13 protein-coding genes are annotated in these 19,697 nt (G+C 70.6%); 12 read left to right on the top strand and 1 reads right to left on the bottom strand.

The features are described 5' to 3' along the window. Positions 1-102: 102 nt before the first annotated feature. The 4 genes from DY218_RS07870 to DY218_RS07855 all read left to right on the top strand — a co-directional run bounded on the left by DY218_RS07870 (position 103) and on the right by DY218_RS07855 (position 5,082). A complete protein-coding gene (locus DY218_RS07870) occupies positions 103-2,178 on the top strand; it encodes a right-handed parallel beta-helix repeat-containing protein (protein WP_128555185.1) in 2,076 nt (691 codons plus the stop codon). After that, positions 2,175-3,077, top strand: coding sequence for a cupredoxin domain-containing protein (locus DY218_RS07865; protein ID WP_233521427.1), 903 nt, complete (start codon positions 2,175-2,177; stop codon positions 3,075-3,077). The genes DY218_RS07870 and DY218_RS07865 overlap by 4 nt, the downstream gene beginning before the upstream one ends. Beyond that, positions 3,074-4,369: a hypothetical protein gene (locus tag DY218_RS07860; RefSeq protein ID WP_233521426.1), complete on the top strand. Its 1,296-nt coding sequence runs from the start codon at positions 3,074-3,076 to the stop codon at positions 4,367-4,369. The genes DY218_RS07865 and DY218_RS07860 overlap by 4 nt, the downstream gene beginning before the upstream one ends. A gap of 98 nt (positions 4,370-4,467) precedes the next feature. Further along, positions 4,468-5,082 (top strand): TetR/AcrR family transcriptional regulator, encoded by a 615-nt coding sequence (locus DY218_RS07855; protein WP_128555225.1) that lies wholly within the window; start codon positions 4,468-4,470, stop codon positions 5,080-5,082. Between the two features lie 27 nt (positions 5,083-5,109). Here DY218_RS07855 and DY218_RS07850 read toward each other — a convergent pair whose 3' ends face one another. Further along, positions 5,110-7,167: an alpha-galactosidase gene (locus DY218_RS07850; RefSeq protein ID WP_128555184.1), complete on the bottom strand. Its 2,058-nt coding sequence runs from the start codon at positions 7,165-7,167 to the stop codon at positions 5,110-5,112. 74 nt (positions 7,168-7,241) lie between these two features. Here DY218_RS07850 and DY218_RS07845 point away from each other — a divergent pair, with 74 nt between their 5' ends. The 8 genes from DY218_RS07845 to DY218_RS07810 all read left to right on the top strand — a co-directional run bounded on the left by DY218_RS07845 (position 7,242) and on the right by DY218_RS07810 (position 19,638). After that, on the top strand, positions 7,242-8,396 hold the full coding sequence (locus DY218_RS07845; RefSeq protein WP_199566657.1) for an ROK family transcriptional regulator: 1,155 nt from the start codon (positions 7,242-7,244) through the stop codon (positions 8,394-8,396). A 91-nt stretch (positions 8,397-8,487) separates the two neighbouring features. Next, positions 8,488-9,756: an ABC transporter substrate-binding protein gene (locus DY218_RS07840; protein ID WP_199566656.1), complete on the top strand. Its 1,269-nt coding sequence runs from the start codon at positions 8,488-8,490 to the stop codon at positions 9,754-9,756. Between the two features lie 5 nt (positions 9,757-9,761). Beyond that, a complete protein-coding gene (locus tag DY218_RS07835) occupies positions 9,762-10,739 on the top strand; it encodes a carbohydrate ABC transporter permease (protein WP_128555183.1) in 978 nt (325 codons plus the stop codon). Between the two features lie 3 nt (positions 10,740-10,742). Beyond that, positions 10,743-11,648, top strand: coding sequence for a carbohydrate ABC transporter permease (locus DY218_RS07830; protein ID WP_128555182.1), 906 nt, complete (start codon positions 10,743-10,745; stop codon positions 11,646-11,648). Between the two features lie 27 nt (positions 11,649-11,675). Continuing rightward, positions 11,676-13,028 carry a glycoside hydrolase family 27 protein gene (locus DY218_RS07825; protein ID WP_199566655.1) on the top strand — a complete coding sequence of 451 codons (1,353 nt, stop codon included), beginning with the start codon at positions 11,676-11,678 and terminating at the stop codon, positions 13,026-13,028. 46 nt (positions 13,029-13,074) lie between these two features. After that, on the top strand, positions 13,075-15,456 hold the full coding sequence (locus DY218_RS07820; protein ID WP_128555181.1) for a glycosyl hydrolase family 95 catalytic domain-containing protein: 2,382 nt from the start codon (positions 13,075-13,077) through the stop codon (positions 15,454-15,456). Between the two features lie 313 nt (positions 15,457-15,769). Further along, the gene (locus tag DY218_RS07815) at positions 15,770-18,022 is read left to right on the top strand and encodes a molybdopterin oxidoreductase family protein (protein ID WP_128555180.1); all 2,253 of its coding nucleotides are present in this window, start codon (positions 15,770-15,772) and stop codon (positions 18,020-18,022) included. A gap of 152 nt (positions 18,023-18,174) precedes the next feature. Beyond that, a complete protein-coding gene (locus tag DY218_RS07810; RefSeq protein ID WP_128555179.1) occupies positions 18,175-19,638 on the top strand; it encodes a CitMHS family transporter in 1,464 nt (487 codons plus the stop codon). The last annotated feature ends 59 nt before the right edge of the window (positions 19,639-19,697 follow it).

Raw genomic sequence — 19,697 nt, 5'->3', positions numbered from 1 at the left:
GAGGAGTGAGGCAGGGGCTTGTCCGCTCTCCGGGGAACTCCTGTGTGCGAGTTCCTGCGCAAGGGGCTCCAAAAACATGAGCATTGCTCTACTCTCCCCGGCATGCTCAGGCCTCGCAGGCTCCACCTCACCCTGGCTGTGCTCGCCGCTCTGCTCGTCGGCCTCCTCGCGCCGGCGGCCGCCGCCCACGAGGAACGCCCGGTCAGCTTCCCGGACGGCTCCGGCAGCGTGCCCGAACATCGCGGCGGCGAGCCCGACCTCCTGGTCTGCAAGAAGGACCGCAAGGACTTCGAGCGCCGGATCGCCGGTTTCCCCGAGAAGCTCCGCACACGGAACCTGAAGCTCTTCGACCGCTGCCGGGAGAAGGGCTTCGAGCACCTGCAGGCCGCGGTCGACGCCGTCGACGAGCCGGGCATGAACATCGCGATCCTGCCCGGCCTCTACGAGGAGGAGCCCTCCCAGCCCAAGCCCCGCGGCGCCTGCGCACGGCTCAAGGCCCCCGACTCCCAGCTCGGCTACCAGATCCTGTCGTACGCCCAGCAGAAGCGGTGTCCGCACAACCAGAACCTGGTCGCGATCATGGGCAAGAAGAACCTGCAGATCGAGGGCACCGGTGCCGAGCGCACCGATGTCGTGGTGGACGCCAAGTACCAGAAGCTGAACGCGATCCGCGCCGACCGCTCCGACGGCGTCTACTTCAGGAACTTCACCGCCCAGCGCACCACCTTCAACTCCCTGTACGTCCTGGCCGGCGACGGCTTCGTCATCGACGACGTGCTCACCCGCTGGAACGACGAGTACGGCTTCCTCACCTTCGCCAGCGACCACGGCCTGTACAAGAACTGCGAGTCGTACGGGAACGGCGACTCGGGCATCTACCCGGGGAGCGCATCGGACATCAACAACGGCCGTGGCTACGACGTCCCGCGCTACTCCATCGAGATCACCGGCTGCCACAGCCACCACAACATGGTCGGGTACTCCGGCACCGCGGGCGACTCCGTCTGGGTGCACGACAACGAGTTCGACCACAACATGGGCGGCGCCTCCATGGACTCCGCCTTCCCCGGCCACCCCGGACTGCCGCAGAACCACGCCAAGTTCGAGCGCAATCTGATCCACGACAACAACGAGGACTACTACCGGCACGTCGCCGACGGAACCTGCGCCAAGCCCCCGGCCGAGCGCGGCTACGAGGACGGCGTCGTCTGCCCCCAGATCTCCATGCCACCCGGCTCCGGCATCATCACCGCCGGCGGGAACTGGAACATCTACGAGGACAACTGGATCTACGGCCACGACCGCGCCGGCTTCTTCCTCAGCGCCGTGCCCGCCTTCATCCGCGGCGAGTCGGCCTGGTCCAAGCAGACCGACACCTCCCACCACAACCGGTACGCGGACAACCGCCTCGGCACCGACAGGGCGGGCCGCGAGAAGCCCAACCGTACGGACGTCTGGTGGGACGGCCAGGGCGAGGGCAACTGCTGGCAGGGCGACACCGGCGCCTCCACCCCACGCACCCTGCCCACCTGCGGCGAGCGACGCGGCGACGTCTCGGGCGGCACCGACCGGCTCGCCGGTGAACCCGCGAAGCTCGCCCAGCTCCTGGTCTGCGCCGACTACGACGTACAGGCGCGACGGCTGCCGGCCGGCTGCGACTGGTACGGGGCGCGGGGCATCGAGCGCATCGAGATGCAGCTCGCCCTCGGCACCGCCGCCGTGCTCGCCCTGGTGGGCGGCCTGCTGTGGTGGCGTCGGCTCCGCCACGACCGTCTGGCAACGGCCGCCTCCGCGGCGGGACTTGCCGGACTCGGGCTCGATGTCGCAGGCGCCTCGACCGGCCTCACAGCCACCTATGTGCCCGCGATCGCCCTGCTTCTGATGGCGGTCTGGTGGATCGGGGTCGGCCTGGCGCTGCGCCGCACCGGCCGCGCCGGCTTCGGGTGGGTCACCGTCGCGCTCGGTGCACTCACCCTGCTCGACGCCTTCGACAAGGCCGTGTGGATGATCCCGTGGATTCCTCTCGGCCCGGCCTGGCTGCGTGCGCTGCTCGGTGTGGTCTGGGTGCTCTGGGCGGTCGTCGCCACGGCGGGCCGGACGGCGGAGCGCGAGGGTGTCACTGTGCGGACCGACGAGACAGGTCCCGCGCCGGCCGGTGCGGAAGGAGCACCGGCGTGAACGCGGGGCGCGCGGGCGTGCGTACCACATACGGCGGGGCGCGTGGGGTCCTCGTCGCCGTACTCGCCCTCGTCCTCCTGAGCGGCTGCGGCGGGCGGCCGACCACCCACCACAAGCCGGGCACCGGACACGAGGCGGCGAGCGGTCCGGTGGGCGAACTCCTCGAGACCACGGACGAGGCCGGCCACCGACTGCGTCAACTGCCGCGTGCGGACGCCCCGTCGGCCGAGCTGACCGTACGCCCGGACTCCGAGGACGGCTGGAATCTCAAGGTGTCCGCGAGCAGGTTCCGCTTCACCCCCGACAGTGTGGGCGGTGCGGCCATTGCGGGGCGCGGGCACGCGCATCTGTACGTGGACGACCGCAAGGTGGCGCGGGTCTACGGCAGTTGGCACCACCTGCCGGGCTCCGCGGTGCCCCGTGGGACCCATCGGATCACCGTCCGCCTGTACGCGGACGATCACACGGTCTGGGCCGTCGGGGGCAAGGCGGTGCAGGCCACCGCCGAGGTCACGGCGTCGTCCGGCGGCAGTGGGCGGGGCCACTCCGGGGGCCACCACGACGGGGACAACAAAGGGAAGGAGGACGACAAGGACAAGGACACGAGCAAGGACAAGGACAAGGACAAGGCGCCCGTCGACCGGACCGTGAAGATCGCCGTGCGGGACGGCGAGGTCGATCCCGCCCCCGGCCGTATCGAGGTGAAGAAGGGCGAGCGCATCCGGCTCGAAGTGACCAGCGACCGCGCCGACACCCTGCATGTGCACGGCTACGACCGGGAGGCGGAACTGCCCGCCGGCCGGTCGGCCACCCTCGCCTTCACCGCCGACCGCACCGGGCTCTTCGAGGTCGAGACGCATGAATCGGGGCTTCTGCTGACCCAGTTGGCCGTCCGGTGAACCATCCCGGACCGCTGCTCCTCGCCCACGGCGTCGGCTCGCAGCACGATCTGCCGATCTCGCCGTTCTACGCCTTCGCCGGGGCCTTCGCCGCGCTGTTCGTCTCGTTCCTGGCGCTCGGACTGCTCTGGTCCACCTCGCGCTTCCGCGGCGACCGGTCGGGTCTCGCGCTGCCCGCCGCCGTCCAGCGGGCCGCCGACGCCCCGGCCGTACGCCTGGTGCTGCGCGGATACGGGCTGGCCGCCGCGCTGTTCGTCGTACTCCACCTCGTACTCGGGCCCGACGACCCGGACCGCAATCCGGCGGCCGGCAGCGTCTATGTCCTGTTCTGGGTCGGCCTGGTGCCCGCCTCGCTGCTGCTCGGTCCGGTCTGGCGCCTGCTGAACCCGCTGCGTACCGTGCACCGGCTGATCCAGTACGCCCTGCACCGGGCGGTGCCCGGCGCCGTACACAAGGAGCGTTCACCTCTCGGCCTCCGGCCCGCCGCGGGCGGGCTCTTCGCCTTCACCTGGCTGGAACTCGCTGCGCCGGAGCCCGCGTCCCGTACGACACTTCTGGTCTTCCTCGGCTGCTACACGGTGCTGCAGCTCGCCGCGGCGGCCCGGTACGGCGAGGGCTGGTTCGCCCGCGGCGACGCCTTCGAGGTGTACTCGACGCTGATCGCGCGACTTTCGCCATGGGGCCGGCGCCGCGACGGCCGTCTCGTGCTGCGCAACGCTCTGCACGGGCTCGACGCGACCGAGCCGACGCCCGGACTCGTCGCGGTGGTGTGTGTGATGCTCGGCTCCACCGCGTACGACGGATTCTCGGACGCGCCCTCCTGGATCAGCACCGTGCAGACCTCCCCGCTGGGCCGCACCACCACCGCCACGCTCGGCCTCTGCGGCGCGATCGCCCTGGTCGCCGCCCTGTACGCACTCTGTGCCGGCGCAACCCGTCTGCTGGGCCGGGCGGAACACCCGCTCGTGGACTTCGCCCACTCCCTGGTACCGATCGCACTCGGCTACCTGGTCGCCCACTACTTCACCCTGCTCACCACCGAAGGGCCCCGCACCCTTGCCCTCGCGGCCGGCAGCGAGCACCCGGTGGCGCCGGAGCCGCCGCTGTCGCCGGGCGGCCTCGCCGTACTGCAGGTGGTGGCGATCGTGACCGGACATGTGCTCGGTGTGGTGGCCGCCCACGACCGCTCGGTCCGGCTCTTCCCTCCGTCGAAGGCGGTCGCCGGCCAACTCCCCATGCTCGCCCTGATGATCGCCTACACCCTCGGCGGTCTGACCCTGCTCATCGCCTGAAGCCGATGACAGACTGTGCCGCCGCCGCCGCCGCCGCCGCCGACCGGCCGTCGCCGAACCGCGCCCTGCAGATCGGCCCGCCCGACACCCGGGGCATCATGGAGCGCGTGTCTTCCACTTCGCCGAACGCCGGGGCTCTGCGCCGGGAACCCATTCAGCGGCGCAGCGCCGAGCGCCTCGCACGGATCCTCGACGCCTGTGCCGCCCTGCTCGACGAGGTCGGCTACGAGGCACTGACCACCCGGGCCGTGGCGGACCGAGCGGGAGTGCCGATCGGTTCGGTGTACCGCTTCTTCGGCAACAAGCGGGCGATGGCGGACGCCCTCGCCGTACGCAATCTCGACCAGTACGCGGAGCGGGTCGAGGAGCGGGTCGGCGAGCTGCCGCCCGGCGACTGGCGGCCCGCGATCGATGTGGCCCTCGACGAGTATCTGGCGATGAAGCGCGTCGTCCCCGGCTTCGCCCTCGTCGACTTCGGCGTACCGGCGGGCGGTGACGTCAACCAGCGGGTGGCCGACCGCATCGGCGCACTGCTCGCGGGCCGGCTCGGCCGTCCGCTCGACGAGAGCATCCGGCGCAGCCTGCTGGTCTGTGTGGAGGCCGCGGACGCGCTGCTGCAACTCGCCTTCCGCGCCGACCCGTCCGGAGACCCGGCGCTCGTCACCGAGACACGTCTGCTGCTGCACGCCTATCTCGCGCAGTCGTTGGACTAGTTCGATCTTCAACCCGATGCGTCGCGCTCAGCGCCGGGTCAGCCGCACCACCGTGCTCGCGTGATCGCCGGCCGGCAGCGCGAGCGGCAGCCCGTGGGTGAGCAGTGTCGCCCCGTGGTGCACGGCACCCGTGGTGTCGTCGGCGTAGACGGCGGACGGTGCGAGGCCGGTCAGGCGCAGGGTGCGGTCCCGGCCCCAGGCGATCACCACCACCCGGTCGCCCGCGCGGTGGAGCACGGCGTCCTCGAGCCGGAACTGCTCGCCGAACTGCACCACCGGGCGTATCTCCTTGTAGAGCGCGACCAGCTCACGGGCCTCGGCCAGTTCGGCCTCGCTCCAGCGGGACAGATCGCCGCCGATGCCGAGCGCGCCGGCCATCGCGATATGGAAGCGGTACGCGAGCGGGGCGGTGCGGCGTGTGTGCGGATTGGGGCTGTCGGTGGCCCAGGCCGACATGGTGCGGGCCGGATGGATCTGGCTGTACCCGTGCTGGATCGCGATGCGGTCGCCGGCGTCCGTGTTGTCGGAGATCCAGGTCTGGTCGGTGCGGCCCAGCATGCCGAGGTCGGCGCGGCCGCCGCCACCCGCGCAGCCTTCGACCCGCAGCTCCGGATGTGCTCGCCGCAGCCGGTCGAGCACCGAATACACACCGCGGGTGTGCTCGGTCCACAGGCGTTCGGCGTCGCGGTCTCCGGGGCGGCCGGCCTCGGTGAAGGGCCGGTTCATGTCCCATTTGAGGAAGTCGATGCCGTACGTGGCCACCAGCCGGTCCAGCCACCCGAAGGCCCAGTCGCTGACCTCGGCGCGGGCGAAGTCGAGTACCAGCTGATGGCGCAGTTCGGTGCGGCGCCGGTGCGGCATGTGCAGGACCCAGTCGGGGTGTTCGCGACAGAGGTCGCTGTCCGGATTGGTCATCTCCGGCTCCACCCACAGGCCGAAGCGCATGCCGTGCCCGCGGACCTCCTTGACCAGCGGGTCGAGGCCCTGCGGGAAGTGCACGGGATCAGGCTGCCAGTCGCCGAGCCCGGCACGGTCGCTGTCACGTCCCCGGAACCAGCCGTCGTCCACGACGAACAGCTCCACACCCAGACCGGCCGCGCGCTCGGCCAGCGCCCGCTGCCCCTCGAGGGTCACGTCCCAACCGGTCGCCTCCCAGCTGTTGTAGACGACCGGACGCAACTCGTCCGGTACGGGCAGGACGTGCCCGGCGATGTACGCGTGCCAGCCCCGGCTCGTCGCGCCGAAGCCGCCCCGGCTGAACATCCCCGCGAACACCGGGGTCCGGTGTGTCTCGCCCGGCCGAAGACGCCAGGTGAGGCCGTCGTGCCCGGCACCACCGGTGATGGTGAACGGTCCGCCACCGGCGTCCCGCACCGCGGTGATCCGCCAACTGCCCGACCAGGCGAGCACCGTGCTCCACACCTCGCCGTGCGTCTCGTCCGCGTCGCCCGCGTCGACCATCACCCAGGGTCCGGCGTGATGGCCCGAGATCCCGCGCCGGCTGGTGAACACCGTCTCGGCGTACGGGGCTTCGGTGCGCCGCAGCTGGGTCTCGCCCGACCACTCGCCCACCGTATGGCTGATGCGCCGACCGGACACGGCAGGCACGGACCAGACGGCGGCATCGCACCGCAGCACCTCGATCGGCGGCTCCTCGGCGTCCCCGAGGTGTCGCAGCGTGAGCGAGCGCTCGATGACGTCGCTGTCCTCGTGGACCGTGTAGTGGAGTGTGCAGCCCAGCGGATAGTGCCGGTCCCGGAGGCGTACCTCCAGGCGGTTGCCCGCGATCACGTGGTCCTCGTGCACCCACTCGACGCCGCGCGCGCCGTCCGCGTACCGCACCAGGAGCGAAGGGACGCCGAACCGCGCCCCGCCCTCAACTGCCACCTCCTCGCCGCTGGTCGAGGCGAAGCTGCTGGTCAGTCCGTCGTACGTGGGCAGTTGGGCGACCTGTTCGAGAGTCAGCGGTGCACCCCAGTGGACGTGCCGTGGTGCGCCGTCCCGGTCGAGGCGCAGGGCGTAGGACGTGGTGGGGGTGGCGAGCAGGAACGTGCGCGTGGACGCATCGAAGATCACCTGAGACATGGCTCAGGAGCGTAGGCGCAGACAGCTTCAATTTAAATATTGACGAAGGAAATTATTGCCCCTACGTTTCCCCCATGTTGCTGAAGCGAGCGGAGTTGCTCACCTCTCCGGCGGCCAACTCGGTGTTCACCACGGTGCTTACGCGCGGTCCCGTGGTCCGTCCGGAGATAGCCCGGATCACCGGTCTGTCGTCGGCGGCGGTCACCAAGGCCGTCAAGCCGATGATCGAGGCCGGCTATCTGGCGGAGCTGACGCAGTCCGTACGCGCCGCCGAGGGAGCGGGCCGGCCCGCCTATCCCCTCGCGATCCGGGCCGACCGGGAGTTCTTCGTCGGGGTCAAGGTCACCGCGGACGAACTCATCGGTGTCATCACCGACTTGCGGGCCGAGGTGCGGGCCGCAAGTCGGATGCCGGTCTCGGGGCGGTCCGTCGAGCAGGTCGTCGCCGATGTCGCCGCGCTCGTCGCGGAGTTGACCCCCCAGTTCGCGGACCGCATCCATCACGTGGGCGTGTCCGTCTCCGGTGACGTCGACCGGCCGGGCGGCCTGGTGCGGTACTCGCCCTTCCTCGGCTGGCGCGATGTGGCCCTGGCCGAACTCGTCGGCGCGGCCACCGGACTCGAGGTCACCGTCGAGAACGACGTGAAGGCCCTGACCGTGGCGGAGCAGTGGTTCGGCGAGGGCGTCGGCGCGGACTCCTTCGCCCTGGCCACCGTCGGCGTCGGCATCGGCTGCGGCCTGGTCGTCAACGGGCGCCTGGTGCCCGGCGGTTACGGCGTGGCCGGCGAGATCGGCCACATCCCGGTGGCCGCGGGGGACGGGCCGACCTGCCACTGCGGCTCTCGCGGCTGCGTCGAGGCGATCGCCTCCGAGGAGGCCATCGTGGCGCGGGCCCGGGAGGCCGCCGGCGACCCCGGACTCGACATGGCGGGAGCCATCCTCCGCGCCCACGACGGGGACGCCGCGGTCCGCGCGGTGTTCGCCGAGGCGGGGCAGGCCATCGGCCTCGGCCTCGCGGCCATGGTCAATCTGGTCGGACCGGAGCGGGTGGTGGTCTCCGGCGAGGGCCTCGCCGCGTACGACCTCTTCGAGGAGCAGATCCGCGCCGCCTTCAGCCGGCAGGCCTTCGGGGCGGCCGAGCGCTGCCCGCTCGTGGTGCGTCCGCTGCCCTGGGAGGAGTGGGCGCGCGGGGCGGCGGCCGTCAGCATCCAGTCCCTCTTCGCGCCCTGAAGCCGGCCCTGCCTCGCGCCACGACCGGCCACCCCGCCAGCTCGGCCGCTGTTCTGCCTAGGAAGACCCGCTTTCCCGGAAGGACCTTGCCATGACCGCCCGTTCCGCCCTGTCCCGCAGAGGTTTCCTCGGTACGTCCATGCTGTTCGTGGCCGGCAGTGTCGTCGCCTGCTCGAGCGACCCGCAGGGCACCGCCGCCGCCAACGGCGCCGACGTCACGCTCACGCAGTGGTATCACCAGTACGGAGAGGAAGGCACCCAGGCCGCGGTCAAGCGCTACGCCGCCGAGTTCACCGAGGCCCACCCCGGCATCGCGATCAATGTGGTGTGGGGCGCGGACGTCTCCCAGTACGAGACCAAACTGAATGCGGCGCTGCTCGGCGACGACGCCCCCGACATCTTCGAACTCGGCGACTTCCGCGCCGAGATGGCCCGCAAGGGTCAGCTGGAGCCACTCGACGACGTCTACGGCGCCGCCAAGTCCGGCTTCAACAAGGCGGATCTCGACTACCTCACCGTCGACGGCAAGCTCTACGCCATCAAGACCATGGACGACATCATGGTCCTCTACTACCGCAAGTCCCTCCTGAAGAAGGCCGGAGTCACCCCGCCCAGCACCTTCGCCGAGCTCACCGACGCCGCGAAGAAGCTCACATCGGACGGCACCAAGGGCCTGTTCATCGGCAACGACGGCATCGGCGACAGCCCGTATCTGCTCGCCTGGTCCGAGGGCGTCGACCTGATCGACGGCGACAAGGTCGTCTACGCCGACGCCGCGCGCTCCATCGGCGGCCTGCGCGACCTGCACGCCGACAAGTCCGTACTCCTCGGCTTCACCACCGACTGGTACGACCCCGGAGCCTTCAACCAGGGCGCCGCCGCCATGCAGTGGTGCGGCCTGTGGGCACTGCCCGCCGTCGAGAAGGAACTCGGCGACGACTTCGGGGTGCTGCCGTGGCCTGCGTACGACAAGAAGGGGCGGGCGGTCGCGCGCCTCGGCGGCTGGAGCCAGGCGATCCACGCCAGGAGCAAGCATGTCGCCGAGGCCAAGAAGTACCTCGAATGGCTGTGGGTCAAGCAGACCGACCTGCAGATCGACTGGGCCGTCAAATACGGATTCCATGTCCCGGCGCAGACCGAAGTCGCCGCGAAGACACCGGAGTTCGGCAAGGGGGCGGCCAAGGAGGCGGCCCGGATATCCACCGAGCACGGCAAGTCCTTCCCGGCCGAGTGGACCCAGGCCATGCAGGCCGGCTTCATCGCCGCGGCCGCAGCCGTCGCCAAGGGAGCCGCGCCGGCCAGGACCCTCGACAAGGCCCAGGCGAAGGCACAGGCCGACCTGGACAAGCAGACGGTCTGAGCGCGATGACCGCCACGGACACCCCACCCTTGCATACGGACGCGGTCCCGCCGGCGCCCGCAGCGGCCCCGCGCCGCCGGCGACTGTCCGAGCGGCGGGCCAAGATCCTCGCCTTCGCGGTGCTGACCGCGCCCATGCTGATCGGCCTCGGCATCTTCCGCTACGTCGCCATCGGCTGGAGCTTCCTGCTCAGCTTCAGCGAGGCCCGGCGCACCATCGCACTCGGCGACTGGGTCGGCCTCGACAACTACCAGCAGCTGCTGAGCGACGAACGCTTCCGCGGCTCGCTCACGATGATCGTCCTCTTCACCGCCCTGATCGTGCCGCTCACCTTCGCCGCGTCCCTGGGCCTCGCCGTACTCGTCAACCGGGTGCGCCGCGGCCGGGCCTTCTTCCGTACGGCCTTCCTGCTGCCCGCGGCGGTCAGTTACGTCGCCGCGGCGATGATCTGGAAGATGTCCCTGTTCAGCGGCGTCCCGTCGGGCCTCGCCAACACCCTCGGCGCGCTCTTCGGGGCCGACCCCACCCCCTGGATCCAGACCCAGAGCCCGCCCCTGTACTGGATCGTCCTGGTCACCCTGCGCCTGTGGCTGCAGGTCGGCCTCTACATGATCCTGTTCATCGCCGGACTCCAGTCCATACCGCGGCACTTGTACGAGGCGGCGGAGCTGGACGGCGCGGGCCCCTGGCGCACCTTCCGCAGCATCACCTTCCCGATGCTGCGCAACACCTCGGTCGCCATCCTGCTGTTGATGCTGATCGCCGCGCTGCAGGCCTTCGACGAGTTCTACACGATCTTCTCCACGGGAGCGTCGCTCGGCAGCGAACCCGTGCGCACCCCGCTGATGCACCTGTACGGCGTGGCCCTGCAGGACCAGGACTACGGCGTCGGATCCGCCGGTGCCTTCCTGCTGACCCTCCTCATCGTGCTCGTCACGCTGCTGCAGGGGCGGATCCTCGGCTTCGCCCGCGACAAGGACTGATCGATGACCAGCACTCTCGACGCCCCGCGCACCGCACCTCGCCCCGCCGGAGTGAAGCGGCCGCCGCGCGCCTCCCGGCTGCGCGGGACGCTGCTCGGCTCCGTACTCACCTATCTGGCGCTCTGCCTGCTCGCCGCGGTCTGTCTGATCCCGTTCTACATGCTGCTGCGGAACGCACTGATGACCACTCCCGAGGTGACGAGCACCGACTGGCAGTGGCTGCCGGGTGCACTGCACTGGGAGAACTTCACCGGCCTGTTCGACAACCCCGAGCGGCCCTTCGGGCGTTCGCTGATGAACTCGCTGATCATCGCGGTCGTCACGGCGCCGGTGGCGACACTCTTCGCGTCGATGGCGGGCTACGCGCTGGCCAGGATCGCCGTACCCGGGCGGGCCGTGGTGCTCGCCCTGATCGTCGGGACGCTGATGATCCCGCAGGCCGTCACCTTCCTGCCGACCTTCGTGGTGGTCGGCTCGATGGGCGGCGTGAACACGATGTGGGGGCTGATCGCCCCGGGGCTGTTCAACGCCTTCGCCGTCGTCCTCTTCCGCAGCTTCTATCTCTCCTTCCCCGCCGAGATCGAGGAGGCGGGGCGCCTGGACGGGCTGAGCCACCTCGGTGTCTACCGGCGCCTGATCCTGCCCAACTCCACCACGATGATCGCCTCGTTGGGGGCGCTGTCCTTCATCGACGCGTGGAACTCCTTCCTCTGGCCGCTGATGATCGGCCAGGACCCGAACAGCTGGACCGTACAGATCGCCCTGTCCAGCTTCCTCACCTCGCAGACCGTCGATCTGCCGGAGCTGTTCGCCGGCACGGTCGTGGCGATCCTGCCCCTCGTGATCATGTTCCTGGTCGCCCAGCGGCACATCGTCCAGGGCATCGCCATGTCCGGTCTGAAGTCGTAATTCCGTCCACTTCCGGAGGTACGTCAGATGAACAGCACGTCCCGCATGCGCCGCTTCGTGAGCAGGCCCCGCACCGCCGCACTCGCCGCGGCCCTGCCGCTCGCCCTGGTCCTGTCGCCGGCCCCCGCAGCTGCCAGTACCCCGCACGTCAAGCCGTTCATGGGCTGGAGCAGCTGGAGCGTGGAGTCCTCGACACGGGCCGGCTACGGCACCGACTGGCTGAACGAGGAGAACATCAAGAACGCCGCCGACGCCCTGAGCGGCAAGCTCGCACAGGCGGGCTACAACCACCTCAACATCGACGCGGGCTGGAACGCCGACCTGGACTGGGAGTTCCACACCGACACCAACGGCATCCCGGACATCGACAAGGGCCGTTTCCCCAGCGGCATGCCCGCCCTCTCCGACTACGTCCACGGAAAGGGCCTCAAGCTCGGCCTGTACGGGGCGGCCGGCCTGGAGAAGGAGGTGTACGACAAGAACGCGCCCATCCTCGGTACGGACTGTCATGCCCGGGACATCGCGGTGAAGCCGCTGACCTCGACGAACATGTGGGAAGGCAGCTGGAAGATCGACTACGCCAACCCCTGCGCGCAGGACTACATCGATTCGATCGTGGCCCGATACGCCTCCTGGGGCGTCGACTTCATCAAGATCGACGGCGTCACCAAGGACAACGTCGCCGACATCAAGGCCTGGTCGAAGGCCATCGACCACAGCGGCCGCCGCATGTGGCTCAGCGCCAGCGGCTGGCCCGTCGACATCGCCGCGGCCGACGGACTCAAGGGCGCGGCCGACGGCGTCCGTATCGACACCGACATCGAGTGCTACTGCGAGACGACCAGCAGCTGGACCAGCTCCGTCGACGACCGCTTCGACGATCTGCCCAAGTGGCTGGAGAAGCTGGACGCCCCGGGCTACCTGGGCGACCTCGACGCCATGCCCATCAACAACAACACCGGTGAGGGCCTCCAGGACGGACTGACCGACACCGAACGGCAGACCGTCATGACCTTCTGGTCGATGGCCTCGTCCCCGCTGTACGTGGGCGGCGACATCTGGTTCCTGGACGACAAGGCGAAGTCCATCCTCACCAACCCCGAGGTCATCGCCGTCGACCAGGCGGCGAAGCTGCCCCGGCAGGTGCGCGCGGGCGACAGCCAGGTGTGGACCAAGCGCGTCGGCGGCGCCACCTACCTCGCGGTCTACAACCTCGGCTCCGAGGCGACGGACATCAAGGTCTCCTTCAAGAAGCTCGGCCTGCACGGCCGCCAGAACCTGCGCGACACGGTGGCCCGCGAGGACCTCGGCTCCTTCCGCGGCGGCTGGACCGCGAAGTCCGTACCCGCCCACGGCTCCCGCCTGATCAAGCTGTCGTAGCCACCCGGCCCGTCCGCACAGTCCGTACGGAAGGAAAGGACCGAAGATGAGCAACGGACCGTCCCGCCGCCTGTTCCTCGGCCTCGGCACAGCCCTCACCCTTGGCGTACTGCCGCCGTTCACCGCCCATTCCGCACCGGGCCGGCCCTCCGCGTCACCGCTGGTGCCGGCCGACGAGGCGACGCTCCTGTGGTACCCCGAGCCCGCCGACGAGGACCTGCTCATCGAACAGGGGCTGCCGCTCGGCAACGGCCGTATCGGCGCGCTCGCCGGGGGCGATCCGGCCCGCGAGGTGCTGCACGTCACCGACGCCTCGATGTGGACCGGCGGCGCCAACACGACCCTCGACGACGGGGGCCAATTCCCCTACGGCCGCGACGACTTCGGCAGCTTCACGCTGCTCTCCCGGGTCACCGTCAGCCTGCCGGGCCACGACCGCGCCGCGGTCCGCGACTACCGGCGCAGTCTCGACCTCAGCAACGGTCTCGTCACCACCACCTACACCTTGGGCGAAGTCACCTACGTACGGGAGATGTTCGCCAGCGCACCCGACGACACCCTCGTCATCCGGCTCCGGCAGAGCGGCGGCGGCCGGTTCGACGGCAGCATCGTCCTCGCCGGGACCCATGGCGAGACCACGCACGCCGACGCCGGGCGGCAACTCGCCTTCTTCTCCGACGCCTTCGCGAACGGACTGCGCTACGCCTGCGCCGTCACCGCCGCCGCGGGCCCCGGCGGAGGAGAGGTGTCCGCACGGGGCAGCCGCGTCACCTTCGACGGCTGCGCCGAGGTCACCCTCGTCATCAGCGGCGGCACCTCCTACACGCCCGACCACACCACCGGCTATCTCGACCCCGACGCCGATCCGCTCCGGCTCGCCCAGGACAAGGCCGCGGCGGCCGCGAGCAGTCCGGCGGCCGCGCTGCGCGACACCCATGTCGCCGACTACCGGTCCCGCTACGACCGGTTCACCCTCGACCTCGGCAGATCCACCCCCGGACAGCGCCGCCTCGACACCTGGTCCCGGATCAAGGCCCGCGCGGCCGACGGATCCGGCCCCGACCCGGAACTGGAGGCGAGCTACCTGCAGTTCGGCCGCTACCTCACCATCTGCGGCTCCCGCGACGGACTGCCTATGGGCCTGCAAGGTCTGTGGCTGGAGGGCAACACCCCGGACTGGATGGGCGATTACCACACCGACATCAATGTCCAGATGAACTACTGGCTGCCCGACCGCGCCGGACTCCCCGACACCTTCACCGCGCTCGCCGACTACCTGCTCGCCCAGCTGCCCGCCTGGACCGAGGTCACCCGGAAGCGGTTCAACGACCCGCGCAACCGCTTCCGCAACACCTCGGGAAAGATCGCCGGCTGGACGGTCGCCTTCTCCACCAACCCCTACGGCGGCCTCGGCTGGTGGTGGCACCCCGCCGGCAACGCCTGGCTCTGCGAATCCCTCCACGAACACTACGAGTTCACCCAGGACCGAGACTTCCTCGCCCGTATCCACCCGCTCCTCAAGGGCGCCTGCGAGTTCTGGCAGGCCCGCCTGCTCACCACCACGGTCGAGGACCCCGCCACCGGCGAGAAACGCGAGGTCCTGATCGACGACCACGACTGGTCACCCGAACACGGACCGCAGGACGCCCGCGGCATCACGTACACCCAGGAACTCCTGTGGTCCCTCTTCGGCCACTACGAGCAGGCGTGCCGCACCCTGGAACGCGACCGGGAGCATGCCGACACCATCCGGGAACTGCGCGAGCGCCTCCACCTCCCCGAGGTCAGCCCGGACTCCGGGCAGCTGCAGGAGTGGATGAGCCCCGACGACCTCGGCGAGCGGACCCACCGCCATCTCTCCCCGCTCATGGGCCTCTTCCCCGGCGACCGCATCCGCCCCGGCGGCGGAGACCCCGCCGTCCTGAAGGGCGCCACCGAACTGCTCACCGCCCGCGGCATGGAGAGCTACGGCTGGGCCTGCGCCTGGCGGGCGCTGTGCTGGGCCCGGCTCAAGGACGCCGAGAAGGCGTACCGCCTGCTGCTCACCAATCTGCAGCCCTGGGCGGGCGGCGACACCGGCACGGCCATGAACCTCTTCGACATGTACCGGGTCTCCGACTCCCGAGCCATCTTCCAGGTCGACGCCAACCTCGGCACCCCTGCCGCGATCCTCGAGATGCTCGTGTACTCCCGACCCGGCCACATCGAACTCCTCCCCGCACTGCCCGACGCATGGGCGGACTCCGGCTCGGTGACCGGCGTGGGTGCACGGGGCGGATTCACCGTGGACCTGTCCTGGCGGCGCGGCCGTGTCCGCGAGGCGACGATCCACAGCATCGGCGGCCACGACACGACGGTGACCCTTAACGGCCGGAGCAGGGAACTCGCCCTGAAACCGGGGGAGTCGATCACCATCCCCATTCCGTGACCGCGCGCTCTCGCAGCCGGCCGAGCTTTCCCAGCCCGGCCGGGGCAATATCAGCCCGTCCGGGGCAATATCAGCCCGGCCGGCGTTTGAGGCCATCATTTGACGCACGCCCCCGGGGGACCGGATGACGCACGCCCCCGGGGGACCGGATGACGCACGCCCCGGGCGACCGGATGACGCACGCCCCGGGCGACCGGAGCAGAGGTGGCGGGGATCGACCACAACGATCCCCGCCACACCCTCCCCACCGGACATACCGATCGGTATGCTGGCGGAAGCCGGCCCCGTACCCCCGCCCCGCCCGGGAGGGCAGATGCGTCCCACCGACCCGTCCCAAGACGCCCCCCGACGCGTCCCCCGCGTATGCCCCCTCTGCGAGGCCACCTGCGGACTGACCCTCACCATCGAGGGGACCACCGTGACCGCCGCCCGCGGCGACCGGGACGACGTCTTCAGCAGCGGATTCATCTGCCCCAAGGGCGCCTCCTTCGGACAGCTCGACGCCGACCCCGACCGGCTGCGCCGCCCCCTGGTCCGCGAGGACGGTCGGCTGCGCGAGGCGAGCTGGGACGAGGCCTTCGCCGCGGTCGCCGACGGCCTGCGGCCGCTCGTCGAGGAGCACGGCGCGGACGCCGTCGGCGTGGTGCTCGGCAATCCCAATGTGCACACCATGGCCGGCCAGCTCTATCCGCCCGTGCTGCTCTCCACCCTCGGCACCCAGAACCTGTTCACCGCCAGCACCCTCGACCAGATGCCCAAGCACGTCGCCTGCGGGCTGATGTACGGCGACCCGCTCGCCATCCCCGTGCCGGACCTCGACCGCACCGGCCATCTCCTCCTCATCGGCGCCAACCCGCTGGAGTCCAACGGCAGCCTCTGCACCGCACCCGACTTCCCCGGCCGCCTCAAGGCACTCCGCCGCCGCGGCGGCACCCTCACCGTCGTCGACCCGCGCCGCACCCGCACCGCGGACCTCGCCGACCGGCACGTCCCGATCCGGCCCGGCACCGATGCCCTGTTCCTCGCCGCCCTCGTCCACGTCCTGTACGAGGAGGGCCTGACCTCGCCGGGAGCGCTCGCCGAGCACGTCGAAGGCGTCGACGAAGTCCGGCGCGCCGTGGCCGAGTTCACCCCCGAAGCGGCCGGCGCCGCCTGCGACGTACCGCCCGCGGAGATCCGCGCGATGGCCCGTGAACTCGCCGCGGCCGAGACCGCCGCCGTGTACGGCCGCATCGGCAGCTGCACCGTCGCCCACGGCACCCTGGCCAGTTGGCTGGTGGACGTGCTCAATGTGCTCACCGGCAACCTCGACCGGCCGGGCGGTGCGATGTTCCCGCTGTCGGCCACCGACCGCGCCCCACGGCCCGCCGCCCCGGGCAAGGGTTTCCGCACCGGGCGCAGGCACAGCAGGGCGGGCGGGCATCCCGAGGTCAAGGGCGAGTTCCCGATGGCCGCGCTCGCCGAGGAGATCGACACCCCCGGCGACGGCCGGATCCGTGCGCTCATCGCGATCGCCGCCAATCCGGTGCTCTCCGCGCCCGACGGCGACCGGCTCGACCGCGCCCTCGCGGACCTCGACTTCATGGTCAGCGTCGACCCGTATCTCAACGAGACCTCGCGGCACGCCCATGTCGTCCTGCCGCCCCCGCCACCGTCCCGCAGCGCCCACTTCGACTTCGCGTTCAACGCGCTGGCCGTACGCAACCAGGTCCGCTACAACCGCGCGGCGATCCCGCCCGACGACGACATGCCGGGCGAGCCCGAGATCCTGGCCCGGCTCGTGCTCGCCGCGTCCGGCCGGCCCGAGCTGCCCGCCGGCACCGTGGACGCCATGGTCGTGGAGCGGGTGCTCGGCAAGGCCGTCGCCGACCCGCACCAGAGCGTGTACGGCCGCGACCCCGGCGAGCTCGCCGCGCTGCTCACCGGGCAGGACGGCACCGAGCGGCGGCTCGACATGATGCTGCGGCTCGGACCGTACGGCGACGGCTTCGGCGCCGACCCCGAAGGCCTGACCCTGGCCCGGCTCCTCGACCGTCCGCACGGCATCGACCTCGGCCCGCTCACGCCCCGCGTACCGCAGATCCTCAAGACCGGCTCCGGCCGCATCGAGCTCTGCCCGGAGCCGATCGCCGACGATCTGCCGCGGCTGCGCGCGGCGTTGCGCGAGCGGCCCGCGGGACTCGTCCTCGTCGGCCGCCGCCATCTGCGCTCCAACAACAGCTGGATGCACAACGTGCCTTCCCTGAACGGCGGTTCGAACCGCTGCACCCTGCAGATCCACCCCGAGGACGCCGCCCGCGCCGGCATCACCGAAGGATCGCAGGTCAGGGTCAAGAGCGCCGGCGGCGAGGTGGTCGCACCCGCCGAGCTCACCGACACGGTCCGCACCGGAGTGGTGAGCCTCCCGCACGGCTGGGGCCACGACCGCCCCGGCACCCGTACGGCGGTCGCGACCGCCCGGCCCGGGGTCAACAGCAACCAGCTGCTCGACGGATCACTGCTCGACCCGCTCTCCGGGACGGCCGTGCTCAACGGCGTACCCGTGCAGATCACCCCGTCCGCCTGAAGCGCGACCCATGACCTGGCACAACCCCGTGACCTGGAGTTTTGCGCGTATTGCTCGCGCGTCAACTACTTGTTAACGAAAGTTTGCGCGCCCTAACGTCGTCCGGACCGCCGTCCCCGGTGGGAGTTCAAGGGCGAACGTGAGGTACCCCCATGCTGACCATCCTTGGCTTCGCCATGATCGCGACCTTCCTGGTCCTGATCATGCTGAAGAAGATGTCGCCGATCGCGGCACTGGTCCTGATCCCCGCGCTGTTCTGCGTGTTCGTCGGACAGGGCGCGCAACTCGGCGACTACGTCCTCGAAGGCGTCACGGATCTCGCGCCCACCGCGGCGATGCTGATGTTCGCGATCGTCTACTTCGGCGTGATGATCGACGTCGGTCTCTTCGATCCGATCGTCCGGGCGATCCTGCGCTTCTGCCAGGCCGATCCGATGCGCATCGTGGTCGGCACCGCGGTGCTCGCGGCGATCGTCTCGCTCGACGGCGACGGCTCGACCACCTTCATGATCACGGTCTCGGCGATGTATCCGCTGTACAAGCGCCTGAAGATGAGCCTCGTCGTGATGACCGGCGTCGCCGCGATGGCCAACGGCGTGATGAACACGCTGCCCTGGGGCGGCCCCACCGCCCGGGTCGCCACCGCCCTCAAGCTCGACGCCACCGACGTCTTCGTGCCGATGATCCCGGCCCTCGCCGTCGGCCTGGTCGCCGTGCTGTTCCTCGCGTACGTCCTGGGCCTGCGCGAGCGCAAGCGGCTCGGGGTGCTCACCCTGGACGAGGCGCTGGGCCGCGAGGAGCCGGACTCCGAGGCGGTGCTCGTCGGCGCCGGGGGCGACGCCGCCGCGGAGCGGGGCGGCCCCGGAAAGCCGGGCCGGGGCAACGGCCGGCAGCGCAAGGCAGCCGGAGCCGGAACTTCCGGTGGAACCGACTCCGCGGGTACGGCGGCGGCCGGCGCCGCCGCCGACGAGGCCTTCCAGGCGCTCGACCCGAACAGGCCGACCCTGCGCCCCAAGCTGTACTGGTTCAACGCGGGCCTCACCGTCGCACTCCTGACCGCCATGATCATGGAGCTGCTGCCCATCCCGGTGCTGTTCCTGCTCGGCGCCGCGCTCGCCCTGACCGTCAACTTCCCGCACATGCCCGACCAGAAGGCCCGCATCGGCGCCCACGCGGAGAACGTCCTGAACGTCTCCGGCATGGTCTTCGCCGCCGCCGTCTTCACCGGCGTCCTGCAGGGCACCGGCATGGTCGACCACATGGCCAAGTGGCTGGTCGGCGCGATCCCGGACGCGATGGGACCGCACATGGGCCTGGTCACCGGCCTGCTCTCCGTCCCGCTCACGTACTTCATGTCGAACGACGGCTTCTACTTCGGCATCGTGCCGGTCCTCGCGGAAGCCGGCGCCGCGCACGGCATCTCGCCCGTGGAGATCGCCCGCGCCTCCCTCGTCGGCCAGCCGCTGCACATGTCCAGCCCGCTGGTGCCCGCGGTGTACGTCCTGGTCGGCATGGCCAAGGTCGAGTTCGGCGACCACACCCGGTTCACCGTGAAGTGGGCGGCGCTGACCTGTCTGGTGGTGCTGGCCGCCGGGCTGCTGTTCGGCATCATCTGACGGTTCGGGAGCAGCCGTAGGACATGGGTCCGAGAGTCATGAATTCCAAGAGCCATGAA

Source organism: Streptomyces triticagri (assembly GCF_003429565.1).
GTDB classification, from domain to species: domain Bacteria; phylum Actinomycetota; class Actinomycetes; order Streptomycetales; family Streptomycetaceae; genus Streptomyces; species Streptomyces triticagri.
Note: the sequence above shows the minus strand (reverse complement) of the source record. Positions and strands in the feature narration are given on the sequence as shown.

What these genes read in the sequence shown, in the direction of transcription:
- DY218_RS07840 (WP_199566656.1), top strand. Translation starts at nt 8,488, where the DNA reads ATGACCGCCCGTTCCGCCCTGTCCCGCAGAGGTTTCCTCGGTACGTCC.
- DY218_RS07810 (WP_128555179.1), top strand. Translation starts at nt 18,175, where the DNA reads ATGCTGACCATCCTTGGCTTCGCCATGATCGCGACCTTCCTGGTCCTG.
- DY218_RS07825 (WP_199566655.1), top strand. Translation starts at nt 11,676, where the DNA reads ATGAACAGCACGTCCCGCATGCGCCGCTTCGTGAGCAGGCCCCGCACC.
- DY218_RS07815 (WP_128555180.1), top strand. Translation starts at nt 15,770, where the DNA reads ATGCGTCCCACCGACCCGTCCCAAGACGCCCCCCGACGCGTCCCCCGC.
- DY218_RS07855 (WP_128555225.1), top strand. Translation starts at nt 4,468, where the DNA reads ATGGAGCGCGTGTCTTCCACTTCGCCGAACGCCGGGGCTCTGCGCCGG.
- DY218_RS07830 (WP_128555182.1), top strand. Translation starts at nt 10,743, where the DNA reads ATGACCAGCACTCTCGACGCCCCGCGCACCGCACCTCGCCCCGCCGGA.
- DY218_RS07850 (WP_128555184.1), bottom strand. Translation starts at nt 7,167, where the DNA reads ATGTCTCAGGTGATCTTCGATGCGTCCACGCGCACGTTCCTGCTCGCC.
- DY218_RS07845 (WP_199566657.1), top strand. Translation starts at nt 7,242, where the DNA reads ATGTTGCTGAAGCGAGCGGAGTTGCTCACCTCTCCGGCGGCCAACTCG.
- DY218_RS07820 (WP_128555181.1), top strand. Translation starts at nt 13,075, where the DNA reads ATGAGCAACGGACCGTCCCGCCGCCTGTTCCTCGGCCTCGGCACAGCC.
- DY218_RS07835 (WP_128555183.1), top strand. Translation starts at nt 9,762, where the DNA reads ATGACCGCCACGGACACCCCACCCTTGCATACGGACGCGGTCCCGCCG.
- DY218_RS07870 (WP_128555185.1), top strand. Translation starts at nt 103, where the DNA reads ATGCTCAGGCCTCGCAGGCTCCACCTCACCCTGGCTGTGCTCGCCGCT.